16 protein-coding genes are annotated in these 21,461 nt (G+C 44.0%); 5 read left to right on the forward strand and 11 right to left on the reverse strand.

Annotation, left to right across the window (positions count from 1 at the left end; all coding sequences use genetic code 11):
* The first annotated feature begins 30 nt into the window (after positions 1–30).
* Complete coding sequence (locus K5Q73_RS04125; RefSeq protein WP_220765334.1) at positions 31–765, forward strand: DUF599 domain-containing protein; 735 nt, start codon at positions 31–33, stop codon at positions 763–765.
* 18 nt (positions 766–783) lie between these two features.
* On the opposite strand, the gene K5Q73_RS04130 is transcribed toward K5Q73_RS04125, so the two are convergent.
* A complete protein-coding gene (locus tag K5Q73_RS04130; protein ID WP_220765335.1) occupies positions 784–2,115 on the reverse strand; it encodes an AarF/ABC1/UbiB kinase family protein in 1,332 nt (443 codons plus the stop codon).
* A gap of 197 nt (positions 2,116–2,312) precedes the next feature.
* Between K5Q73_RS04130 and K5Q73_RS04135 the strand changes: the two genes are divergently transcribed.
* The gene (locus tag K5Q73_RS04135; protein WP_220765336.1) at positions 2,313–3,695 is read left to right on the forward strand and encodes a leucine-rich repeat-containing protein kinase family protein; all 1,383 of its coding nucleotides are present in this window, start codon (positions 2,313–2,315) and stop codon (positions 3,693–3,695) included.
* A gap of 73 nt (positions 3,696–3,768) precedes the next feature.
* On the opposite strand, the gene K5Q73_RS04140 is transcribed toward K5Q73_RS04135, so the two are convergent.
* The 6 genes from K5Q73_RS04140 to K5Q73_RS04165 all read right to left on the reverse strand — a co-directional run bounded on the left by K5Q73_RS04140 (position 3,769) and on the right by K5Q73_RS04165 (position 8,799).
* On the reverse strand, positions 3,769–5,148 hold the full coding sequence (locus K5Q73_RS04140; RefSeq protein ID WP_220765337.1) for a DUF3300 domain-containing protein: 1,380 nt from the start codon (positions 5,146–5,148) through the stop codon (positions 3,769–3,771).
* A 139-nt stretch (positions 5,149–5,287) separates the two neighbouring features.
* Positions 5,288–6,829, reverse strand: coding sequence for an ATP-binding protein (locus K5Q73_RS04145; protein ID WP_220765338.1), 1,542 nt, complete (start codon positions 6,827–6,829; stop codon positions 5,288–5,290).
* Positions 6,810–7,499 carry a response regulator transcription factor gene (locus K5Q73_RS04150; RefSeq protein ID WP_220765339.1) on the reverse strand — a complete coding sequence of 230 codons (690 nt, stop codon included), beginning with the start codon at positions 7,497–7,499 and terminating at the stop codon, positions 6,810–6,812. Before K5Q73_RS04150 ends, K5Q73_RS04145 begins: the two co-directional genes overlap by 20 nt.
* 70 nt (positions 7,500–7,569) lie before the next feature.
* Positions 7,570–7,896 carry a PepSY domain-containing protein gene (locus K5Q73_RS04155; RefSeq protein WP_220765340.1) on the reverse strand — a complete coding sequence of 109 codons (327 nt, stop codon included), beginning with the start codon at positions 7,894–7,896 and terminating at the stop codon, positions 7,570–7,572.
* Positions 7,897–8,124: 228 nt separating this feature from the next.
* Complete coding sequence (locus tag K5Q73_RS04160) at positions 8,125–8,277, reverse strand: hypothetical protein (protein ID WP_220765341.1); 153 nt, start codon at positions 8,275–8,277, stop codon at positions 8,125–8,127.
* A 198-nt stretch (positions 8,278–8,475) separates the two neighbouring features.
* A complete protein-coding gene (locus tag K5Q73_RS04165) occupies positions 8,476–8,799 on the reverse strand; it encodes a hypothetical protein (protein WP_220766130.1) in 324 nt (107 codons plus the stop codon).
* 584 nt (positions 8,800–9,383) lie between these two features.
* Here K5Q73_RS04165 and K5Q73_RS04170 point away from each other — a divergent pair.
* Together K5Q73_RS04170 and K5Q73_RS04175 are read left to right on the forward strand one after the other, a co-directional pair.
* The gene (locus K5Q73_RS04170; protein WP_220765749.1) at positions 9,384–10,346 is read left to right on the forward strand and encodes a choice-of-anchor H family protein; all 963 of its coding nucleotides are present in this window, start codon (positions 9,384–9,386) and stop codon (positions 10,344–10,346) included.
* 267 nt (positions 10,347–10,613) lie between these two features.
* The gene (locus K5Q73_RS04175) at positions 10,614–13,046 is read left to right on the forward strand and encodes a TonB-dependent siderophore receptor (RefSeq protein ID WP_220765750.1); all 2,433 of its coding nucleotides are present in this window, start codon (positions 10,614–10,616) and stop codon (positions 13,044–13,046) included.
* Between the two features lie 103 nt (positions 13,047–13,149).
* Here the strand turns inward: K5Q73_RS04175 and K5Q73_RS04180 are convergent, their stop codons facing one another.
* Positions 13,150–15,420, reverse strand: coding sequence for a TonB-dependent hemoglobin/transferrin/lactoferrin family receptor (locus tag K5Q73_RS04180; RefSeq protein ID WP_220765751.1), 2,271 nt, complete (start codon positions 15,418–15,420; stop codon positions 13,150–13,152).
* A 386-nt stretch (positions 15,421–15,806) separates the two neighbouring features.
* On the opposite strand from K5Q73_RS04180, the gene K5Q73_RS04185 reads away from it, so the two are divergent.
* Positions 15,807–17,132, forward strand: coding sequence for a M20 family metallopeptidase (locus tag K5Q73_RS04185; RefSeq protein WP_220765752.1), 1,326 nt, complete (start codon positions 15,807–15,809; stop codon positions 17,130–17,132).
* Between the two features lie 115 nt (positions 17,133–17,247).
* On the opposite strand, the gene K5Q73_RS04190 is transcribed toward K5Q73_RS04185, so the two are convergent.
* From K5Q73_RS04190 to K5Q73_RS04200, 3 genes are all read right to left on the reverse strand, one after another.
* The gene (locus K5Q73_RS04190) at positions 17,248–18,447 is read right to left on the reverse strand and encodes a lipopolysaccharide assembly protein LapB (protein ID WP_220765753.1); all 1,200 of its coding nucleotides are present in this window, start codon (positions 18,445–18,447) and stop codon (positions 17,248–17,250) included.
* Between the two features lie 220 nt (positions 18,448–18,667).
* Positions 18,668–20,068, reverse strand: a complete 1,401-nt coding sequence (locus tag K5Q73_RS04195; RefSeq protein ID WP_220765754.1) for a DEAD/DEAH box helicase — start codon at positions 20,066–20,068, stop codon at positions 18,668–18,670.
* Positions 20,069–20,221: 153 nt separating this feature from the next.
* The gene (locus K5Q73_RS04200; RefSeq protein WP_220765757.1) at positions 20,222–21,289 is read right to left on the reverse strand and encodes a transposase; all 1,068 of its coding nucleotides are present in this window, start codon (positions 21,287–21,289) and stop codon (positions 20,222–20,224) included.
* Positions 21,290–21,461 lie beyond the last annotated feature (172 nt).

Below are 21,461 nucleotides of genomic sequence, written 5' to 3' on the forward strand. Positions count from 1 at the left end.
TTGACTCGTTTATTCTTGATGGACTCATGCATGACTATTTCGTTACTCGACCTTTTTGCGCCATTTTGTTTTATAACTTGCTGGGTCGGCTATGCCTACTTTGCTAAGCGTAAAGCCAAAGATACTAACTGCATCGCTCGCTGTTTACATAAGCATCGTATTAACTGGATGTATGAGTTATTAGGCCGCGAGGTACGAGTAGGTGATGCTGCATTACTTGCAAACCTAGAGCGCAATATAGCCTTTTTCGCATCGACTACCATGTTTGTACTTGCTGGTGTGTTAACCCTGTTTGCTCAGGCCGAGCGTCTTGAAACCGTGATAGCAACCATCCCCTATGCAGCTAACCCCAATCATGCGCTCGTTCAAGTAAAGCTAGGTATGCTGACCTTTATTTTTGTGATGGCATTTTTCCAGTTCACCTGGTCTATGCGTCAATATGGCTTTTTAAATGTGATGGTGGGAGCGGCTCCTGTCGATAAGACTGGCAGCAATGACAACCTACTGCGTTACGCTAAGCAAATGGCGGTGGTGCAAGATCAAGCGGCTCACTCTTACAATTATGGTTTACGTTGCTACTACTTTGCCATGGCGGCTTTGTGCTGGTTCTATCACCCATTTGCCCTGATTATCGCCAGTATTTTTGTGGTATACACCCTTTATCACCGTGAGTTTAAATCTAAAGCTGTGGTGGCGATTACTGAAGGGCAAGAGTTGCTTAATATCGAGCGTGAAAACAAATATAAAACTAAGTTAGACAACTAATTATATTCATATTGGTGATTATTTTTTTTGGCTAATACTGCTTGTTACTTCATCAAAAATAGACTTTGCATCCACTCGAGCATTGAGCCTGGATAGCAGTAAATAAATACCTGCTAGCTTACGATGAATAAACAATGCGTCAACGGGAGGTGTGTGCCATTTATCTGCGTCGGTACTCATCTCCATTCCCGCCATTTTTATACGTTTAGCGAGTGTACTAGAGCCAAAATCATAAGGAGTACTAGCGCGCAAGGGTTCACAAGCTTGATGAAAGATATCTAAGATCAGTGACTTTTGCTGCGCGCTAATATCTGTTTGAAAAAATCCGATCTGCTGTGCGGCTTGTTCCATTAACTCTCTGTGGTTATCGATGGCAGCAGTCATTAGTTGCAGGTAATTTGCAGATAGGTCGCAGGGGATCTCTCGGGTTGCCCCAAAATCAAGTAATACGATTCTTGCTGTTTCCTGCTGATACTGAAAGTTAGCAAAATTCGCATCGGTTTGGATTAGTTTAAATTCAAATAACTCTCTAAAAAACAGTCTTAATAGCTCTGTGGCGACGCTGTTTCTTACCGCTTGGTTTAATGTTGCGACTGATTCGATACTCTGCGCATCGACAAAGCTCATGACTAAAATGCTTGCACTAGATAGATTGGGGTAGGCCTTAGGGATAATAAAGCTCTGCTCGTTTGCCATTAAATCGTTGTAGCGTTCAAGCATGTTAAGTTCAGCTTGATAATTAGCTTCCAAATGGAGCTGTTTCTTGGCTTCATTAAGTAGCCGATCAAATTGCACATTTTTAGGAACCAATTTGGCTACCCGTAATAGTGTTGCGATATTGTCAATATCGCTATCAATACTGTCACTGATCCCTGGGTACTGTATTTTTATCGCTAATGGCGTGCCATTGGCAAGTATCGCTTTATGTACCTGGCCAATAGAGGCTGCAGCAAAGGGGCGCAGTTCAAAGTGGGAAAAGGGGGATAACCAGTCATCGCCCCAGTTTTGCTTTAAAATATTCAGTAGTTGCTTGTGAGGCATCACTTTGGCGTCAGATCTTAGCCGAGCTAATAATTCACTTAGTTCTTTTGGCATTAATTCACCAGAGTCCATAGACAGCATCTGGCCGACTTTCATTGCAGCCCCTCGCATTTGAGCCAATTTTTCAGCAACATGAATTATGTTTTTTGGGGTGAGCACTAAGTCTTGTAATTTAGGTGATTGCCCCTGACTCAGTTTTCTAGCGCCATCAATAAGCATATTGCCGGCTACTCGAGATGCCAGCCCGCCCAATGATGAAAAACGTGACAAGCGGCTTGCAGGTACTTTGGCTGTTTGACGTTTGTTCATTATTAGGCCTTAAACCGAAAGTGGTGAGAGTTAATAACTCAAGTTGTATTCTAGAACAATACGTTAAAACGCAAATATAGATCATGGCAATGCAGAGGAGCGAGTTGCGTGCATATCATTGTTTCAATCTCTTTCTCTATGAGGGGGAATCGTATAGTATTGCGCGCTGTTTTTCATCGGCATTTAGGATTAAGATTTTGCACACCATCGAGCAGTTAACATCGGGGCAATTAAAGGGAATTAAACGGGTACAGATTGCTGAAGGCTTAACCCAGTTTCCAATGGCAATTTTCTCCTTAGCCGATAGCCTAGAAGTACTGGATTTATCAGGCAATAAACTGAGCGAGTTACCGGATAACTTGAGTGATTTGCATCAATTAAAGATCCTGTTTCTAACCAATAACTGTTTTGAATCAGTTCCTCTGGTGCTTGCTAAGTGCCCTAAGCTTGAAATGATTAGCTTCAAGTCGAACAGTCTCAAGCAACTTCCTCAAGCTGCACTGCCTGATAATACTCGCTGGCTTATTTTAACCGATAACAAGCTTGAAACTTTGCCTGAAGATATGGGCAGGTTACATCAATTGCAAAAGTTAGCGCTAGCGGGTAACAAGCTCGCGAGTTTGCCTGAGAGCATGGCTAACTGCACAAAGCTTGAGCTTGCGCGCTTATCAGCTAATGATTTTAAGGCGTTGCCAGATTGGTTATTTCAATTACCCCGTTTGAGTTGGTTAGCTGTTGATGGCAGCCCATTGAATATTGAACCGCAACTGGAAGTTGATGAGTCTGTAAATAATATTGCCTCAATGCCAATTGTGTCTCTTGCTGATATTGAACTGCATGAAGTTATTGGCCAAGGTGCATCGGGAGTTATTTACCGAGCTAAATGGCTAAACCAACCGGCGGTGCTTGCTGCGACACCTATTGATATAGCAGTTAAAGTATTCAAAGGGGAGGTCACTAGCGATGGTTATCCAAAAGATGAATTGGCTAACTGTTTGCAAGCAGGGCAACATACTAACCTGATTAAGGTCGTGGCACAGCTAAAGCAAGCAGACAAAACAGGTCTTGTGATGGAGCTTATTCCTGCTAATTATCAAAACCTAGGCCTGCCACCTTCGCTCGACACTTGTACGCGAGACACTTTCTGCGATGCAACTCAATTTGAACTTAAAGCGATATTGCGTATTTTGAAACAGATGGCCTCTGGATTGGCACATTTGCATCAGAATCAGGTTAGTCATGGCGACATATACGCCCATAACACCATGTTCAATCGCAATGCTGAGATCCTCTTTGGCGATTTTGGTGCGGCAACGAATTTAAGCCAGCTGCCTTTACTGCAAAGAGAGGCGATGGAGGCAATAGAAGTGCGAGCCTTAGGATGTCTAATAGAGGATTTAGCCGAGCATTGTTTGCAAAATTCAGCACAAGCCAACCAAGGTATTCTTACTGGATTATCGACGTTAAAACAGGCGTGTTTACAGCCAAGTTTGGGATTACGTCCATGCTTTAAAGAGGTTGATGATCAGCTACAGCAATTGCTTAAACTGCTAGAGACTGAAGTCTGCCAAAACGTTTAGCCGTTAACATATAAACGCCGTCAATTGACGGCGTTTTTGTTTGAAAAGTTTGATAGCTTTACTCCGTCCTTGGCTAGTCTTTCCTTGGTTTGTGCTGGCTATTTCTTGTTGGCGCACTCCTTGTTAGCGCATTGTTTCTTGGTGAACTAGCTCTTGGCGAACTGGCTCTTGGCGAAGGACTGCGAGTCACATGACTACTCGCTTTGTGTTGCGGCTTAGCTGAATAGCTAGGTTGGCTCTGGTGTTTCAGCCTGTTGTTATTACTTTTATTTACTTTAGGTTGTGCGCTTCTGGCAAAGTGCTGCTTATGGTTCGGCGCGAGTTTATTGCTTTGGCCGCTGTGTTTATTATGTGGCCTTGCGTTTGTTTTAGAGCTTGGCTTTGAACTTGTATTGAACTGACTGCTCTTAGTCCGCTCAAGTTTGTTTACTCGCATTTGGTTCTTAATGCGCTCAGGGCTTCTAGTTCGCTCAAGGCTGTTCATACGCTCAAGGCTGTTTCTATGGTTAACATGTTTGCGCTCGTTGCGCTGCAGCGTTTTACTCTGGCTACGGCTTGGGTGGTGACTCTTATACTTGTGACGTAACGCATTGTTACTATAAGCCACGCCGCGCCTATGTTGAGGCTTATGGGCCCAGCGCTCGGCACCGTGGCTGGTTACGATACGGCCGCGATGACGATATTTATGAGAGTTATGGTGATGCACAACTACCACATGACGCTTGTGCCAATGAAATGCGCTGAAATAATAATTAAAGCTAATATGCACGCCCGCGCGCCAATAAAAGTGGCCATAGCCAGGTCTTACGTATCCGGGGTAAACCGCCCAATAGATTGGCGGATAGCTATACCAGCGCCAATATCCATAAACTGTACGCGGGTCGTAGTAGGGCACATAAACAATCTCTTTTCTCACTGGCTCAATCACTATCTGGTTACTGACGCGAGTGACTTGCATATTATCCATCTGCTCAAGGCTATTGGCATCATCGGCCTGTTGCCTTAAGGTTTGGATACTCGCTAAAACTTGCGCTTCATCTTGTAAAAAGGCATCACCAAGAGACTGGGTCCAATTGAGTTCGTCACTGAGCTTTTGTAGCACATTAGGAAAGGCAATCAGCGCGACAACACTAGGGTCCCAATCTTTATCTTCGGCCTTGGCTATTTGCGCTTGTGTTGATAAGTGTTGCTTACTTTGTTGCCAGCGATGAGCCTGAACCACTTCAAGCGGATAAGTAGCAGCAATAAGGATATGCGTCAGTAAACTATCTGGATACAGTGCAATAGGCGCCAGCATTTGTGCCAGTTGACCTTCGCTGTACTGACTCTCACTATACGCAGAGTACTCTTGGTCATCATCCTGTGCGTTAGCTGAGGGTGTGGCAATCATCAGCGGTATTGCAATGACAAGTGCGCTGACCAATGAGCAACAGTATTTTTTGAGTCTGTTCATATGAACTCCTGACCTTTGTATACGATAGCATCAGTATAAAAAAGCCAAGATGAACATAAGCTGAAAGCCCAAAAGCTGTTAGTTTAAATTTGTTAGAATGCGCCGTTAACCATAGCGCCGCTAAAATTAGTGCAGTTAATTAGCAATTAAAACGCAACTCGAACTTAGCGCCACCGAGTTTTTTTGAGCGACTAACCACAAGTTGTCCTTGATAGCTGTCCACTAAGTCACGCACAATCGCTAGACCTATGCCATGGCCTTGTTGGTAAGAGTCGGCTCGAATTCCACGCTCGAAGATCTCTGAATGCAGTGCCTCATCGATACCTTTGCCGTCATCTTCAATTTCAATAACCAAATTAGACTCTAGTCGTTTTACGCTTAACAACACTTGGCTGGTTGCAGCCTTACAAGCGTTATCCAGTAGGTTACCTAATATTTCGGTCAAATCGCTGCTATCGCCTTTAAAGACTGCACTCCTGTCGACATCTTGAGTGATAGCAATGGCAGGTTGGCAGTATATTTTGGGTAGGTTACGTACGAGTTTATCTGATACTTCAACCACCTCAATGCCTAAGTGCCACGCAGAACCCGCTGCAGATTGAGCACGTTTGAGCTGGTGGCCGATAATGCGATTGATGTGGCTCACTTGCTCAAAAGATTGCGGGCTCAAATCTTTCTGGCTTTGAATAACTGCTAAGGGCGTTTTAAGGCTATGGGCCAAGTCTGCAAGTGCATTGCGATAGCGCTTGCGCTGATTTTGCTCGGTATTGAGCAGCGTGTTGAGCTGTTTTGCTAGGGCACTGAGCTCTGTCGGGTAGTTGTCATTTAAGTGCTCGGCTTTACCGTTTTCAATCGCTGCTAACTCTTTTTGTAAGCGGGTGAGGGGCTTGAGTGTCCACCACAGCCACAACATCTGAATCGAGATCAGGGCAAGCATCAAGATCATTAACCAGCGCCATAGGTGCTGATTAAATTCTTTAACTTGTTGTAGGTAGTCACTCTGATCTTTGATGATATAAACCGTGATAGGAAAACGGAGCACTTTCTCCTTGGAGCCATCGTCCGCAGCCTGACGAGTTTCGAAGCTCGCGCTAAAGCCGTAGACTAAATGCGGCTCGCCGTTTAGCTCGATTTCACTAAATTGTCCCTGACCTTTTGCTGGCAGAGGAAATGTTGCAGAGGTATGAACCGCTGTGGTTATTGCCTCTGTCAGGTCGATACCAAGTAATGAGTTTGAGCGCCAAGCAACTTTGCGCGCGTTGTTTTTCGAGCCGGCTTGTACTGGCTCAGTTATAGGTTTGGCTTCCACAAACTTAGCGTCGAAGTCACTCGCTTGTTGAGAAAACTTATCGGCTACTTGTTGATGTGCTGGGATGGTGATTAAGGCGTACAGACCCGATTGAATCACGTTAAACTGATTTTCAAGTAATACTTCGGGCATAAACAGTTGCTGGTTGTCGACTTCGGTAACCGCCAAAATGGAGTAAACGTAGGCTTTTAGCTCTTTGAGCGAGGCACTCTTTACCTGCAATTTAAAGGCATCGTTAAGGGTTAAACCCACGATAGGCAGTAATACCAAAACCAACAACATGGCACTGACGATGAGCCGCGCCTTTAACGAGTGCAAGAATGTGGGTAAGCGTTTAAGGCGAATCATGGCGTTATTTTTGGGTATCGTCATCGAGTGATACCAGACGATATCCTTGCCCTCGTAGCGTTTCGATAAGGCCTAACTGATTATCGGGATCGAGCTTTTTGCGCAAACGGCGAATAAACACCTCAATCACGTTGGAGTCCAAATCAAAATCTTGATCGTAAATGTGCTCTGTTAGCACGGTTTTTGATTTCACTTCACCGATATGCAGCATGAAATATTCAAATAACTTGTACTCAGAGCCGCTCAAGTTAATGACCTCGCCAGACTTGGTGATTTCCAAACTGCTGGTATTTAGGCTAAAGGGACCATTACTCACAATTGGGCTAGCCTTTCCAGCCGAGCGACGGATTAAGGCTTTTAACCTAGCGACCAGCTCTTCTGGGTGAAAGGGTTTGGTGAGGTAATCATCGGCGCCAGCATCTAGACCCTCGACCTTATCTTGCCAACTATCACGTGCGGTCAAAATCAGAATAGGAAAGCCAATATCTAGGGCTCTAAGCTTTGTGATGAGGGCGATGCCATCAAGCTTAGGCAAGCCGACATCGATAATCGCTGCATCGTAATTGTATTCACGACCTTGAAACAGACCTATTTCACCGTCATTGGCGGTGTCGACGGTGTAATTAGCCTCGATGAGGTGTTGTTTAAGATTAGATTGCAGCTCTAAATCATCTTCAACTAATAACAATCTCATGGTCTAGATCCTTGTTGTTCGGCGGGTGATTAAAACTGGTGATTTAAATATTGAAAGCCATTGCCTAAAGCTAGTTTCGAGAAACTCGACCGGTTTTGGCATCGACACTGACATAAAAAACCACACCGTCGTTGGATAGTAGCTTGACGCTATAACCTGGGTTGCCATTAACACGACTGGACTGAACCTTGAGCACCTTGCCGCGATACTGTCTCTTTGCCAACTGTACTGCTTGCTCTTTACTACGAACCTTTAATTTCTGTTTCTGCTGCTGGTTACTATTGGCCTTCATAGCGACCGACATCATAGATGTAACGGCATGCACACTACTCGCCGCAGCAGGCTGTGCAGTGAATAGTGAGACAGAGAGCAATATAAGAAATAAAGCAGTTTTCATTAAAGGTACCAAAGGGTTGAGATACAGCCAGTTTAAAAGATCCTATTCGATTAGTCATTATCTTGCCAATCCTAAAGCTAAGGCTTAGATGTGGCTCAGATATGTCAAGGTCTAGATAAGTATAAGGCGAGAACAATCCTGTCGATGCCAAGTTAGGGCATAGATATACATAAGGTTAGATGAACACTCGCTGAATGTTGCCCAGCTAGGGACGAGCTCGAACGTCATTTAATCGCCGTATGGCGACAAAGACTGGTTGTTACTTTGGGCAAATGGTGACTTTTTCGCTAAAGTGGTTTCAATGGCCTGCGGCCGCGCATGTGCAGACACTTCTGAGACACGCTGCAAGTACGTCCCTGTAAGCTCTACGATGGCATCCATGCCATCAAAGGCCTCAGACGTATCTACACCTAATTAGAAAAGCACAATTTTTGACATTGGAAATTATGGCTGTCCTATCTTTTCCATTACGACCCCATGACAGCTAACGCTCACAATAACAGGCAAATAATGCTTGGCTATAATTTTGGAATGCAGTGACAAAAGCCAAGCAGTATTTGTCCTTGTTGATTTATCTCGTTAGATGTTTTTACGACTGATGACATTGACAATTAGCGTTTTATTGTTGAGTAATAATTCAACAGATTCGGCCGATTTTAAACTATTTTTTTCTTCCGAAGACTTTTGTGTTAATTGGCCATCAGCCAAATATGTAATTTTGTTAATTGCTTGAGGTGTTAATTTATTTTCATTGAAATAATTTACAAGCAGATCACTCATTGAATTCAGTTTTAGCTCTTTTATAGAACTGTCACTGTATTTCGTAACTCCGTTTGTTAATTCCTTTGCACTTAAATTTGTACAGATTCCTATAAAAAAAATCGATAAGATTAATTTTTTCATTTCGAGCTCCTTTCGTCTTTATTGTAAATCGAGTTATTAAGTAAATCTTTTACAACTAACAGCTTATTATCCTGCTTCTCGGATAAATCCTTGCACGTTATTAATCCACATCAAATTAGCAACGTAGCTCATTGATGTAAAGTGGTTAGCATAAAAGGGTAAGAGCGAATTAGCGACAGGTAATAAACGAACCTTATAGTAATGACTCCAAATCATCAGGATAATGATTGTCTAATTAAGTGAAGATACGGCCGTGACCGTCCATGATCTGGTGAGAGATAACGAAGTTATCAAGCTATCGAACGAGAGGCAGGATGCCGAACTGGCTTTTTAGCTGGGACGCTATTCGTCATGGCCGAGCCTCCAAGGAAGGACTTGCTGCGTGTCACTGCAGTGTCTGCACATACGCCCGTTGCAGGCGATTGATAGCCATGAAGCTACCGGTTCAAACATATCAATTGGTCACACCAAACAAAAAATGTAATCAGCCTTCATTCGAAGGCTGGCCAATTTTTAACGTTCAGCTTGTGTTCACACTCAATGGACTCTAATGGCCTCATTAAGAATGAATATTCGAGGTGAAGATGAACACAAAACAAAATCATACAACTCATACAACTCATACAAGTGAGCAAAAGTGCGCCTTGGCGCTATTAGCCCGATTTGCACTGTTAATACTGCCAATGACAGTAATGCAGTCAGCGAGTGCCAGTTCGGAGCTCAATTTACTTTCGCAGCCGCAAAGCACCTCTGTTGCGCAAATCGTTGCCAGTGATGAGCAACGTTCTCAAACTGCTCAAGCCACTAATACTTTATCTGAGCTACAAATCAACAAGCTCGAACAGCAGCGGCTGAAGCAAACAGAGCTGCAGTCGCAGCAAATAAAAGGCAGGGCAAGCGTAGAACAGGCTGCCAGTGAACCACTTACTCGTGAACAAATCATTCAGTCTCATATCGACAAGGCTATGCAGGCAAATCAGGACTTAGCAAAGAGCGGTTCGGTTAAGCAATTTGCAAATGGTATCTATCGTGATTTTTATATCTACGATGCCTATAGCCGATTATTTGTCGATAACGATTACGACGGTTTTTACCAAACTTTTAGTGTGACCTTTGACGCCGATGTCGAGGGATATTATGCCAATGAGCGCGCCAATGTATTTGCCGAACTGTACCTAAGTCGCAATGGCGGTCCATGGGAGCATTATTACACCACTGACATTTTCACTATCTTTGGTAATGCTACAGACGATGACTTTGAGGTATTAACCACGCTGGAGTCTGGTTACCGAACCGATCATTACGATGTGCTCATCGATCTCTATGAGGTGGGGTATGGCGATATCGTAACAACGGTAAGCTCAAACGATTTCGACAGCTTATATGCATTGCCGCTGGAGAGCAGCGATAGAGACGATGTCTACATTGAAGAGGATTACCATGGTGGTAGCGTGTCACTTGCAATGTTGTTAATACTACTGGCACTGCTATGTTACCGAAACGCCGTTGTGCTGAAAACGGGTTATGACTCAACTGATTTTAAATAGTTTGGATAAAGTTTAAACACATTTGAGTTTGAGTCATTCTAGCGTAAAAATTATGGGTGTTTTTCGTACAAGGTTTTTGTGATCTTTGTCACCTATGTAGTTGGTTTAAAAGTATTACTTTTAAATTTACATTGTAAATGCCCAACAATAAAACCAAGTAGAAACAATCACAAACAAACATCAATTGTATCAGCGCTGAAACAAGTATTGAAAAGTTAATGATAATCGTTATCATCTCGCCGCATAATACTAAAGTGGGGTTACTTGATGAAACATTTCCGTTATTCGGTGTTAGCAATTGCTTGTGCATCGACTTTTTTACCAACCAGTGTTTACGCTGAAACAACAGATAAAGCACTCGATAATGTTGAGCGCATAACTGTTTATGGCCGCCAGAATCAGGTAGTGATGAATTCAGGCTTGGCGACTAAGTCTGATATGTCCTTGATGGAGACGCCTGCAGCTGTCGTTATCGTTGATCAAGAGTTAATTCAGGCGCAGGCCCTTACCAATCTGCAAGACTTAGTGCGTAACATTAGTGGTGTGACCCAAGCGGGAAATAACTATGGGATCGGCGATAACTTAGTGATCCGCGGCCTTGGGGCTAACTACACCTATGACGGTATGTACGGCGGTGCGGGACTCGGTAATACTTTCAACCCAACGCGCTCATTAACCAATGTTGAGTCGGTGGAGGTATTAAAGGGACCAGCAACAGGGCTTTACGGTATGGGCAGTGCGGGAGGTGTGATTAACCTCATTGAAAAGAAACCACAGTTTGAATCTAAACATGCCTTTACTGCTGAAGTTGGCCAATGGAATAGCTATTCTTTAGAAGCTGATAGCACCGCGGCAATTACTGATGATTTAGCCTATCGTGTGGTGGCAAAAACAGCTCGTAGTGATGGTTACCGAGATATCGGTACTGATCGCGATGAAATATACACCTCGCTTAAATATGTACTCGATGACAGTCAAGATTTAATGCTTTCAGCGAGCTACATTAAAGATGCCATTGCAGTGGACTCCATTGGTCATCCTATCCGTATTTTTAACTCAGCATCTGTTGATGGCAAAACCGCAGGTGAAGCCACCTGGGAAGACTTGATTAACGATCCGAACAACGCTGGTATTCAATTAACTGAAGCGCAGCGTCAACAGCTTGCCGATTCGTTAGCTTCAAATGATGGTTTAACGCCATATGCATTTGGTAATGCTGGAATTATCTCGCCGATGGCTAAAGATAATGAAGGCGAAGAGTTGCGCTTTAAGCTGACTCACAATATCTACTTCACCGACAATCTATTTTTGAACCAGCAATTGCAGTACCGCGATTATACCTCAGGCTTTGCCCGCCAAACTGGCGCGTACAACTATGTCTATTGGGACCGCCGTGGTTCCATAAATGCTGATCCTCGAGCACCACTTGTCGAAGACGGCGTGCTTTACCCCTTTGCTGCGCGTCGTCAGGAGTATCGTAAAGTCGATGCTGACGAATCATCTTGGCAATACTTTGCCGATCTTCGTTATGATTTCCAAATAGGCGATATTGATAATGAATTATTGATTAATGCCAACTATGAAGATAGAGACATCGCGTTCAAGCAGTACTCAATTTACGATGCCGATAAAGTTATCAAGAATAAAGCTGGTGAGGTGATCTACCAAGGCAGCCTGCCGTACATTTATGATATCCGTAATCCAAATTGGGCGGAAGGTAGCTTCGAAGATCATGATCCGCTATTAACCAGCAACTATGACAAAAAAGTTAGTGCTTGGGGCGTGGGTGTACAGCATGTGGGCTACTTAGGTTATGGCTTTACTTCTCGCATTGGCGTGGCGTTTAATCAAATTAAACAGACCTATGAGCATTTAGGCGTCGACTCTCGATACAGTGCCAGCCGCGCTCAGCCAACACCAGAAGCAGACACCACAGACGATGGCATGACCTATAATCTAGGGTTAACTTATATGCCAACCGATGACTTGTCGTTTTTCGTTAACCACTCGAAAGGGCGCACAGCTTATAGCATCCTTGGCAGCATTGCTGGAGATGATACCGATAGAGATGACAGTGAATCGGTCAGTGACGACTTAGGGGTGCGCTTTAAAGCTTTTGATGATCAAATGTTGACGTCAATTGTGTTGTTTAAGAGTTCACGCACTAACTTGCAATACAGCAATGTGGATTATGAAGAGGGCGTGTCTGGGCCGAACGTAGCTAAGTATTTCTACAATGGCAGCGAACAAACCACGGGTGTTGAGTTGGATATGAACGCTCACCTCAATGAGCAGTGGATGGTTAACGTTAATGCGGTTTATCAAGATGCCCGCGACAAGAAAGATCCTAACCGCTCTAGCTATGATACCCGCCAAAAGGGTGTGCCTTATGTCACGGCAAGTGCTTGGGTAACTTATGCGGCAGATTGGTTCTCGCTACAGAGCCCAATTAGCGTGAGTTTAGGGGCTAAGTATGTTGACGACAGAAGTACTAACTCAAGCTCATTTGGTATTCCAGACGGCTATGTGCCAAGTTATACCGTGCTAGATAGCGCGATTAGTTATGATGTTGACAGCTGGAAGCTGCAGCTGAATGTGAACAACTTATTTAATGAAGAGTATTACAGTAAGGCTATGTTCTTAGGCGGTATGCCGGGCGAAGAACGCAATGCCAAACTGACTTTGACTTATCGTTTATAGCCGATTGCTAAGGGCTGTTAACAAGGATTGTTACAGCGATTAAAGCGAATAAAAATGCAGCCCTTTGGCTGCATTTTTATGTCTTACATACGACTTAATAAGCTTAGAACTGGTAGTTCACGCTCACGTTGAAGTAGCGACCCGGTTGAGTGAAGTCTTCTTTTTCTAAGTCCATACTCGCACCGAGTAAGAATACTGATTGGCCAGCCACATCGGCGTAGTCGATATACTCTTTATCGAACAGGTTATAAACACCCGCGCGTAGCTTCCAGTTATCGTTAACACGTAAACCAAAGGTCAAGTCCATCACAGCATAACCGCTTGTGCCGTATACTTCGTTAAACTTCTCTTTAGGAATACATATGCCCATGGCACAAATATCATCTTCAGCTAACTCGATATCATTAGTGCGACTCATATCATCCGCCCAGCGAACTACTGCGCCAAAATCTGCTTCCATATCGGCAATGTCGGTATACCAGTTAACTCCCGCGTTCCCCTTAAGTGGGCTCACGCTGTTAAGGTAATCGCCGTTTTCATCTTCACCATAGGTATAAGAGATGTTACCCCAAAGCTCAATGCTATCGGTTAGCCAATGATTAATCTGAGCCTCAGCACCGTACAAGATCACTTCATCACGATTATAGTACTGGTACTTAAACTCCATTGGCTTCATTACAGGGAAAAACACTGGAGGTTTATAGCTTACATACTGCCAGTCAATAAAGTCTTTAGCCTGAGTGTAGAAAGCGGTTAGCTCGTAATTAGTGTCGCTGTGATTGCCGCGAACGCCGATTTCCCATGTATGAGACTGCTCAGACTCTAAATCGTAGTTAGCCTGAATAAGCACATCTGTCATAGAGCCTGCATCGACTTCCAGCTCACCCCATTTCTGATCTGGCGTTGGCATTTTATAGCCGTAAGCGTACTGACCATAGACACTTACAGAGTCTGATAATTGGTAAACTAGGCCCAGTTTAGGCGACCAGAAGTTGTCACTCATAGTCTGGAAATCTTCGGCATCTTTACCTGCATCAACAGCTTGTTGTTGGTCGGGTGTATTGCGGAAATAGTCATAACGTAGACCCGCGATCAAGTTCAAATCACCATCTAACAGGGTGACGTCATCTTGAACAAAAACACCTAAACGCTGACTGTCGGTAGTGGCAAAGGTAAATGGGTTAGTCGTCTCGTTGGTAATAGCATTTTTTACTGTGCGATGACGTGACATGCTTGAAAACTCATAATCTAGACCATAAGTGATCTGGTGACCGTAATTTTCACCACCAACATACTTGCTAAAGGTGCTGTTGATACCAATACGTTGATCTTCAAAGCTGTAATCGCGGACTTCGCTTAAACCGTAAACCGTTTCAGCTTTATTCCATTCGAAATAGTCTCTGTGTTCAAGCTGCTCGGTTTGACCAAAGTAGGCGGTTACCGTTAGGGTGTCGTGCATCTGAGTCGGCTTGCTTGAGACTAACTGCAATGCACCGTTAATGACTTGGGTATCGCGGTCAGTATCGATGTTTTCATCAAGCGCACCGGTCTTATCATCGAATTCGTATTGCCAGCGCTTTAGGGTCTGTTCAAGGTAATCTAAGGTCAACTGTACAGAGGTGTAGTCATTGAAATGGTACTTGCTCTTAAATAACACACTGTCTTGCACGAGATCGCTGTCTGGCTGGGTGTCATAGTAATTTGGCTGCTCTTCACCTGTACGGTGCTGATAGGTCAGTAAGTTTTCAAAACCGCCATAGGCTGCAGCACTGGTAAAGCCAGCCGTGTATTCGTCGTTAACGCCGGCATAACCAGCATTCATCGACATATAATAGTCTTCACCCATTAGGTAGTCGCTGGCGTCTTTGGTGCGCATGACTACTACGCCACCCAGTGCATCAGAACCATACATAGTCGATGCGGCAGCTTTAACCACTTCAACTTGTTTTAGACTTTGTACTTCAGTTAAACCACGGCCAGTACCTTCTGCGCCAGGGCCAAGTGGTGAGGCATACTGGTTGTTAACGCGTACGCCATCTTTAACCATCATCACACGGTTGCCACCGATACCACGAATGGTCACAGAGGTTGGTTTTCCTGCACCGCCTTTAACGGCAACAGCAGACTCATTTCTGAACAAGCTGCCAAAGTCATTACTCATGCTCTTTTCAATGGCTTCTTCATCAATCACCATAATCGAACCTGCAACTTGCTCAATTTCTTGTTCCATACGAGAACCTGAAATCACAATCACTTCCTGCATTTTAGCATTGGGTGCTTGTGGAGATTGAGAGTCGATAGAGGCCTCTTGAGCCTGGGCATGGAGTACTGTACTAACAGCAATTGCTAGCACACTAACTTTGAGCTTGATCATTACGCACCTTAACTGATTAACCAAATGAGAATTATTCTCTTTTTTGACGCGCGCTATCTTATACCCTAATTGAGGTAGGGTCTCGCTTAGATAGGGCTAATTACATGGCTTTATTGGACAAAAAAACAAATTTTGAAAGTGGATCACATTTCTCTTTTTCTTTAGGAAAACAAGCGGCTACTTATCAATCAGTTCGTTTATTGTTTTTAACAAACGTAATTAAGTGTTACGTTTATTCGTGGTTAAGTTTCTTTTAGATAAGTTGAGTCGTCGATGAGTTATCTAGTCTTAGCAAGTTTACATATTTAAGCATTGTGCTAGCTTAGATAACTCGGGTTTTTGAACATGAATTTAATAGCCTAATTAAACAATAAAAGAGGTAAATCATGGGTTTATTTAAGTTGTCTTCGCTTGCGTTTCTTACGGCTTGTAGTTTGGGCATCCCTTGTTATGCAACAGAACTGGCTGATTCTACCGCTAAGGCCATGCCTGACCTTGAAGCCTTATATTTACACTTGCACCAAAACCCGGAACTGTCTTATCAAGAAAAATCCAGTAGCGCTCGTATAGCAAAAGAGTTAGCAAATTTGGGTTTTGAGGTTACGGAAAATTTTGGTGGTTATGGCGTGGTTGGCATCTTTAAAAATGGTAATGGACCAACTTTGATGATCCGCGCCGACACCGATGCTTTGCCAATAACTGAAGAAACCGGTAAGTCTTATGCCTCTAAAGTCACCACCATAGACGCCAATAATCAAGAGGTTGGCGTCATGCATGGTTGCGGTCATGATATCCATATGACGAGCTTGATAGGCAGTGCTCAACAACTCGTGGCCAATAAAGCCAATTGGCAAGGTACCTTGATGATGGTGGCTCAGCCTGCAGAAGAGGTGGGCGGCGGTGCTAAAGCCATGTTAAAGCAGGGACTGTTTACTGAGTTTGATACCCCTGACTATATTCTTGGCTTACATGTCAGTGCATCTATACCCGCCGGTAAGGTCGCCATCGTCCCAGGGTATGCATTGGCAAATGTCGACTCAGTAGATATTACGGTTAAAGGGGAGGGGGGGCACGGTGCGTACCCGCATCTAACCAAAGATCCTGTGGTTTTAGCCTCTAGAATCGTATTAGCGTTACAAACGATTGCCAGTCGCGAGCTTTCGCCACTTGAACCTAGCGTGATAACAGTTGGTTCGATTCATGGTGGTTCAAAGCACAATATCATCTCTAATGAAGTGAAGTTACAGCTGACTCTGCGCTCTTATAACCCCGAGGTTCGATTGCAACAAATTGCCGCACTTAAGCGCTTAACTAAAGGAATTGCCATTAGCGCAGGGCTTGACGAGGCTATGTATCCTGAAGTGTATGTGCATGAAGAGGAGCGGATCCCATCGACATATAATGATCCGGTTCTTGCAAGCAAAGTGCTATCGAGTATCACCGCGGAAGTCGGTAGTGAAAATGTGGTAGATACCTTGCCGGTGATGGCTGGAGAAGATTTTGGGCTTTACGGTTTAACTGATGATAAGCGGCCGATCACGCTTTTCTGGTTAGGGACTGTGGAGCCGAGCGAATATCAATCTAGCCTCAAAACGGGTGAAACTTTGCCGTCATTACACTCTAGTAAATTTGCGCCAGATTATCCTACAACCATTAGTACCGGGGTAAGAGCCATGAGCAAGGCTGCGATGGATCTATTGCAACAGCCTTAGGCTTTGCTTAGATCCGGGCTTACGTCCGGGCTTAGAACTTATCTAGAGTCTAGATAAAGGCAGAGTTTAGAGCTGAGTTTAGACTTCTGCTGAAATTTGATTAAATCAAAATTGTTTAGCGGATCCGCTGCAGCTTGTTTTCAATTTTGGTCAACAGCGCAAAGGTTTCTTCATTAAGTTGGGTTAACTTTCTTTGGGTAACAATCGCAACGGATTGCTTGACCGCCTTATATGCTGCGCTGTAGTTATGCTCAAGCACTTCAAGGCGGGCGAGATTATTTAAGGCGGCCACTTGGCCCGCAGGGTAGCCGGATTTGTTCTGGTATTCGAAGGCGTATTGATACTGCGCTCTAGCATTCTTATAGCGATTGAGCCGCTGATAGATATGGCCTGACCAGTTAGAGATATAACCTAGGTAAAGCCAGTCTTGTGTATTGGCAGCTAAGGCTCTTGCTTGAGACAGTTCGCTTATTGCCAGTTCGAGTTGTTCATTACCGATTTTGACCTGAGCTAAGGTGAGTTTGAGCCTTGCGAGTTGGCGCTTGTTATTCAGCTCTGCTTGCTTAATCGCACTTATAAGTAATTGCTCCGCTGAATTAAATTCTTCTGCATCGATATGTAATTGCGCTAATAATCTTATCGCTGTTAGATTTTCAGGGTCATTAACTAACAGTTGCTCTAGGCTTGATTTTGCTTGTGCTATTTCACGGTACTGAATTTGCCTTAGGGCAGCTACAAGCAGTGGTTCACTAAACCATTCACGGCTGGCTGTGAGGGTGTAATGGCTATCGACAAATTGCTCGATGGTATCGACCAGAGCCAGCTGCAAAGCATCAATCGATTTGGCTTTAATCACCCCCTGTTTTATCTTCTCAGAATTAAGCAGGCGATAACTAAGCTGTAGCTGAGGTGCAGTTGAGTTACTTGAGTTAGTTGATATTGATGACTCAACTACTAAAGCCGCGCCCGACACATTAAATAAACGATTAAAGTCAATGGCTTGCTTATCATCAATAAAGCTTGATGCTTGCGAAAGCATTGCAATCACATCTTCAGCCAGTAGCACGGGATAATTTGCCGATGTGCCAAGTTGGTTAATCACTTTTTCCATCAGGGCATAGGCTTGCCAATCAGTGCTGTTACTATCGGTTGTTTGCGTGATTGGCAATACGATAATTGCGCCATTTTCGAGCTTAGCTTGCTGTGAAGCGTTTAAATTCCATAGCAAGACGGCGACTAAAAATAAGCTGACAAGTCCTAGAATAAGCGCATATTTACGCTGTGTATGAGAAAGTTTTTCGATGAATGCAAACATACTTATCCTTAAGTCTATTTAGTTTAGTATAAACGAATTAATCTAAGGATGTGCTGCTTAATTGCTTGATTGAAAACAATTATCGTATTTTGAGTCTGACGACTCAGAAGCTGGGAATAGCTGTGGGAATAGCAAGACTATCGTTCTAAGAATCGACCTGACAGCCAAGGCTATTAGCTGAGAGCTATCAGGTCGAAAAAAAGCTAAAGTTAAAATTGCGTTATTTGGTTAACTTTGACTTTGAAAATGCCCAAGGATCTTGCGGTAAGCTATCGTTCTTATCCTTGTGGGTACTGTCTTTGTCGGCATTGTAAGCATTCTCTGTGTAAGCATTAGCTGTGCGAGTACGAGTCTCTTTTGCCGCCTTAGTGAACGCCGCTTTTGGCTTTCTATCTCCACTCGCTCTTTTATCACTTGTTGGCTTGCTATCGGCGCCTGTGTTTTGTTTGCTCTTAGGCTTAAAATTCAAAATTGAGATTGGCACTTCTTTACGTGGCGCAAAGCCTTCAATTTCTCTGCGTTCAATCAAATGGCCCAAGCGGGTCTCAATCATACACAGGTTTTTAAAGTCATCTTTTGAAACAAGAGCAACCGCTTCACCATTAGCGCCTGCACGGCCAGTACGGCCGATACGGTGAATATATTCATCTGCAGGATATGGCAAGTCATAGTTAATCACTAAAGGTAACTCATCGATATCCAAACCGCGTGCCGCGATACCTGTGGCGATCAATAAGCCAATCTTACCCGACTTAAAGTCTGCTAAAATTTGCTCTCGGATCTCTTGGCTGCGGCCACCATGAATGCATTCAGCCGTAATGCCACGCTTTTCAAGTTGGCTTACTAACTTGGCTGCGCCTTGCTTGGTCTCGATGAAAATAAGCGCCTGTTGCCAGTTATTTTCTTGAATTAAATGGCTGAGTAGCGCCGACTTTTTGTCTTTATCAACGGTTACTAACCACTGCTCAATTTTCGGCTTGTTGTCGGTGTTGTGAGTCACCGAAATCTCAATAGGGCGAGTGATGGTGGCTCTTGCTAGCTCTTTTACTTGGCGTGAAAGCGTTGCAGAGAACAATAAGCTTTGTCTATCAACAGGCAGTTTTTCGATGATTTTATTGATGTCTTCAATAAAGCCCATATCCAGCATTCTATCGGCTTCATCGAGCACTAGAATTTCTAGCTCATCAAAATGAATTGCGCGCTGAGTGTACATGTCGAGTAAACGGCCCGGCGTTGCGACTAAGATGTCGACGCCTTCGATTAAGCGCTCACGCTGAGGCTTAGAGTCCACACCACCATACATGGCCATTGAAGTCAGATCTAAATGCTTGCCGTATTGACTGATGTTGTCTTCAACTTGCACCGCTAGCTCACGAGTCGGCGTAAGAATTAAGGCGCGAATACGCTTCTTACGTTGGGTCTCGCTCTTACTTAGCATCTCTAAAATTGGTAGTACAAAACTGGCGGTCTTACCCGTACCGGTTTGCGCTGCAGCAATCAGGTTACGCTGACTTAAAATAACAGGAATGGTCTTAGCTTGAATCGGAGTAGGGCTAGTGTAGCCTTGCTCGGTAACGGCTTTAACGATAGGTGTGCTTAATCCAAGCTTAGAAAACGGCATGCGAGTCTCGATTAGGTGTCTGATTTATCTATTGCAGTTATCGGTTTGGCGCAGGTTGGCGCGAATAACTGTGTTGCTGTTTGCCATTATAACAGCATGTCGGCAAGTACGCTTTAATGATGTTGCTTGTTATCGCAGCTATTTTTATTTTAATTAAGGGGATGGGTGAAGTGCTTGGCTAGAAGCTTTTCCTTTACACCATTTGCCGTTTTGATGCCGGCTCTTAAACTCGCACATAGCATCCCAACGACCGCTGACGCCACTGTATTGGCGTCGAAATGATTTGGCTGATGCTACCCATGCATCAGTAGATATACCCAGCTCATTGAGCAACTTAGGCTGGCTTGATTTGATAAAGCCGGTTTTGTCTGGCCTGATGGCTCTGCCAGTCCAATCGATTAGCTCAAGATAATCACAGAACTGAAATGGAATAGCTGATTGCTGATCAGCTTGTGTCACGGCGGGCATTTCAGATAGGTTAGCGAACTGGTTTGAAGCATCAAATGGCAGAAGGGGAGTGACAGGAACTTTAGATGGTTTTTCAGCTTTATTGCTTGTCTGTTCAGAGGATGAGTCGATTGCTTTAAGCTCAGCAATCCGCTCTTTAATTGAGGTGAAATCAGAAGCTTGTACAGTATCGGCTATACCAGCCCTAATAGGGTTTAAGTCAACGTACATCATGCAAGCTAACAGTGCTTGTTCATCTAGTAATGCTTGAGATTTAAACCGCCCCTCCCAGAAAGCACCTTTACACTCGTCTTCACGATTCGCTCGGCGAGCAATATCTTCATTGAGGCAACGCATAAACCAAGAGATACTCGATAAACGCTCGTGCCATTCAGGCAGTAAACTATCGAGGATCATACGTTCCCCCTCTATTAAAGTGTCGCCAGTGAGGTATTTCGTCGCGACAGCATGCCCTTTAGTGACCTGATTCCACCGAGTAATGATGTCTCGGTTAGTCAGTGACTTAGCTTTATCTATGTCAATTTTAAGGACTAAGTGGTAGTGGTTACTCATGACGGCAAAGGCACAGATATCAATACAAAATATGTTTGAAAGCGTTTTTATTTTATCGACAATCCAATCACGTCGATGCTCAAAGCTTTTTCCCGATACAGCGTCTTCACCGCAGAGGTAAGCTCTTCTGACACAACGATTTATGATGTGATAGAAAGGCGTTGTTTCAGCATCGATTAAGGTTCGTCTTGCACAGGTCATAATCGCCATACTCTACTAAGTAGTACAAATCAGGTACCTAAAAGCCTAGTAGAGGATAGTCTGAATCACAAAAAGATATGGCTGTCCTATCTTTCGTGTGCGGAGCCGCATGCAGGGTGGTGTGGGGGCTGGAGGTTAGATACCTCCGGCTACCCGAATAGCTTTCGCGTAT

Origin of the sequence: Shewanella sp. MBTL60-112-B2, assembly GCF_019655055.1 — a bacterium.
In the GTDB taxonomy this organism is placed as follows: domain Bacteria; phylum Pseudomonadota; class Gammaproteobacteria; order Enterobacterales; family Shewanellaceae; genus Shewanella.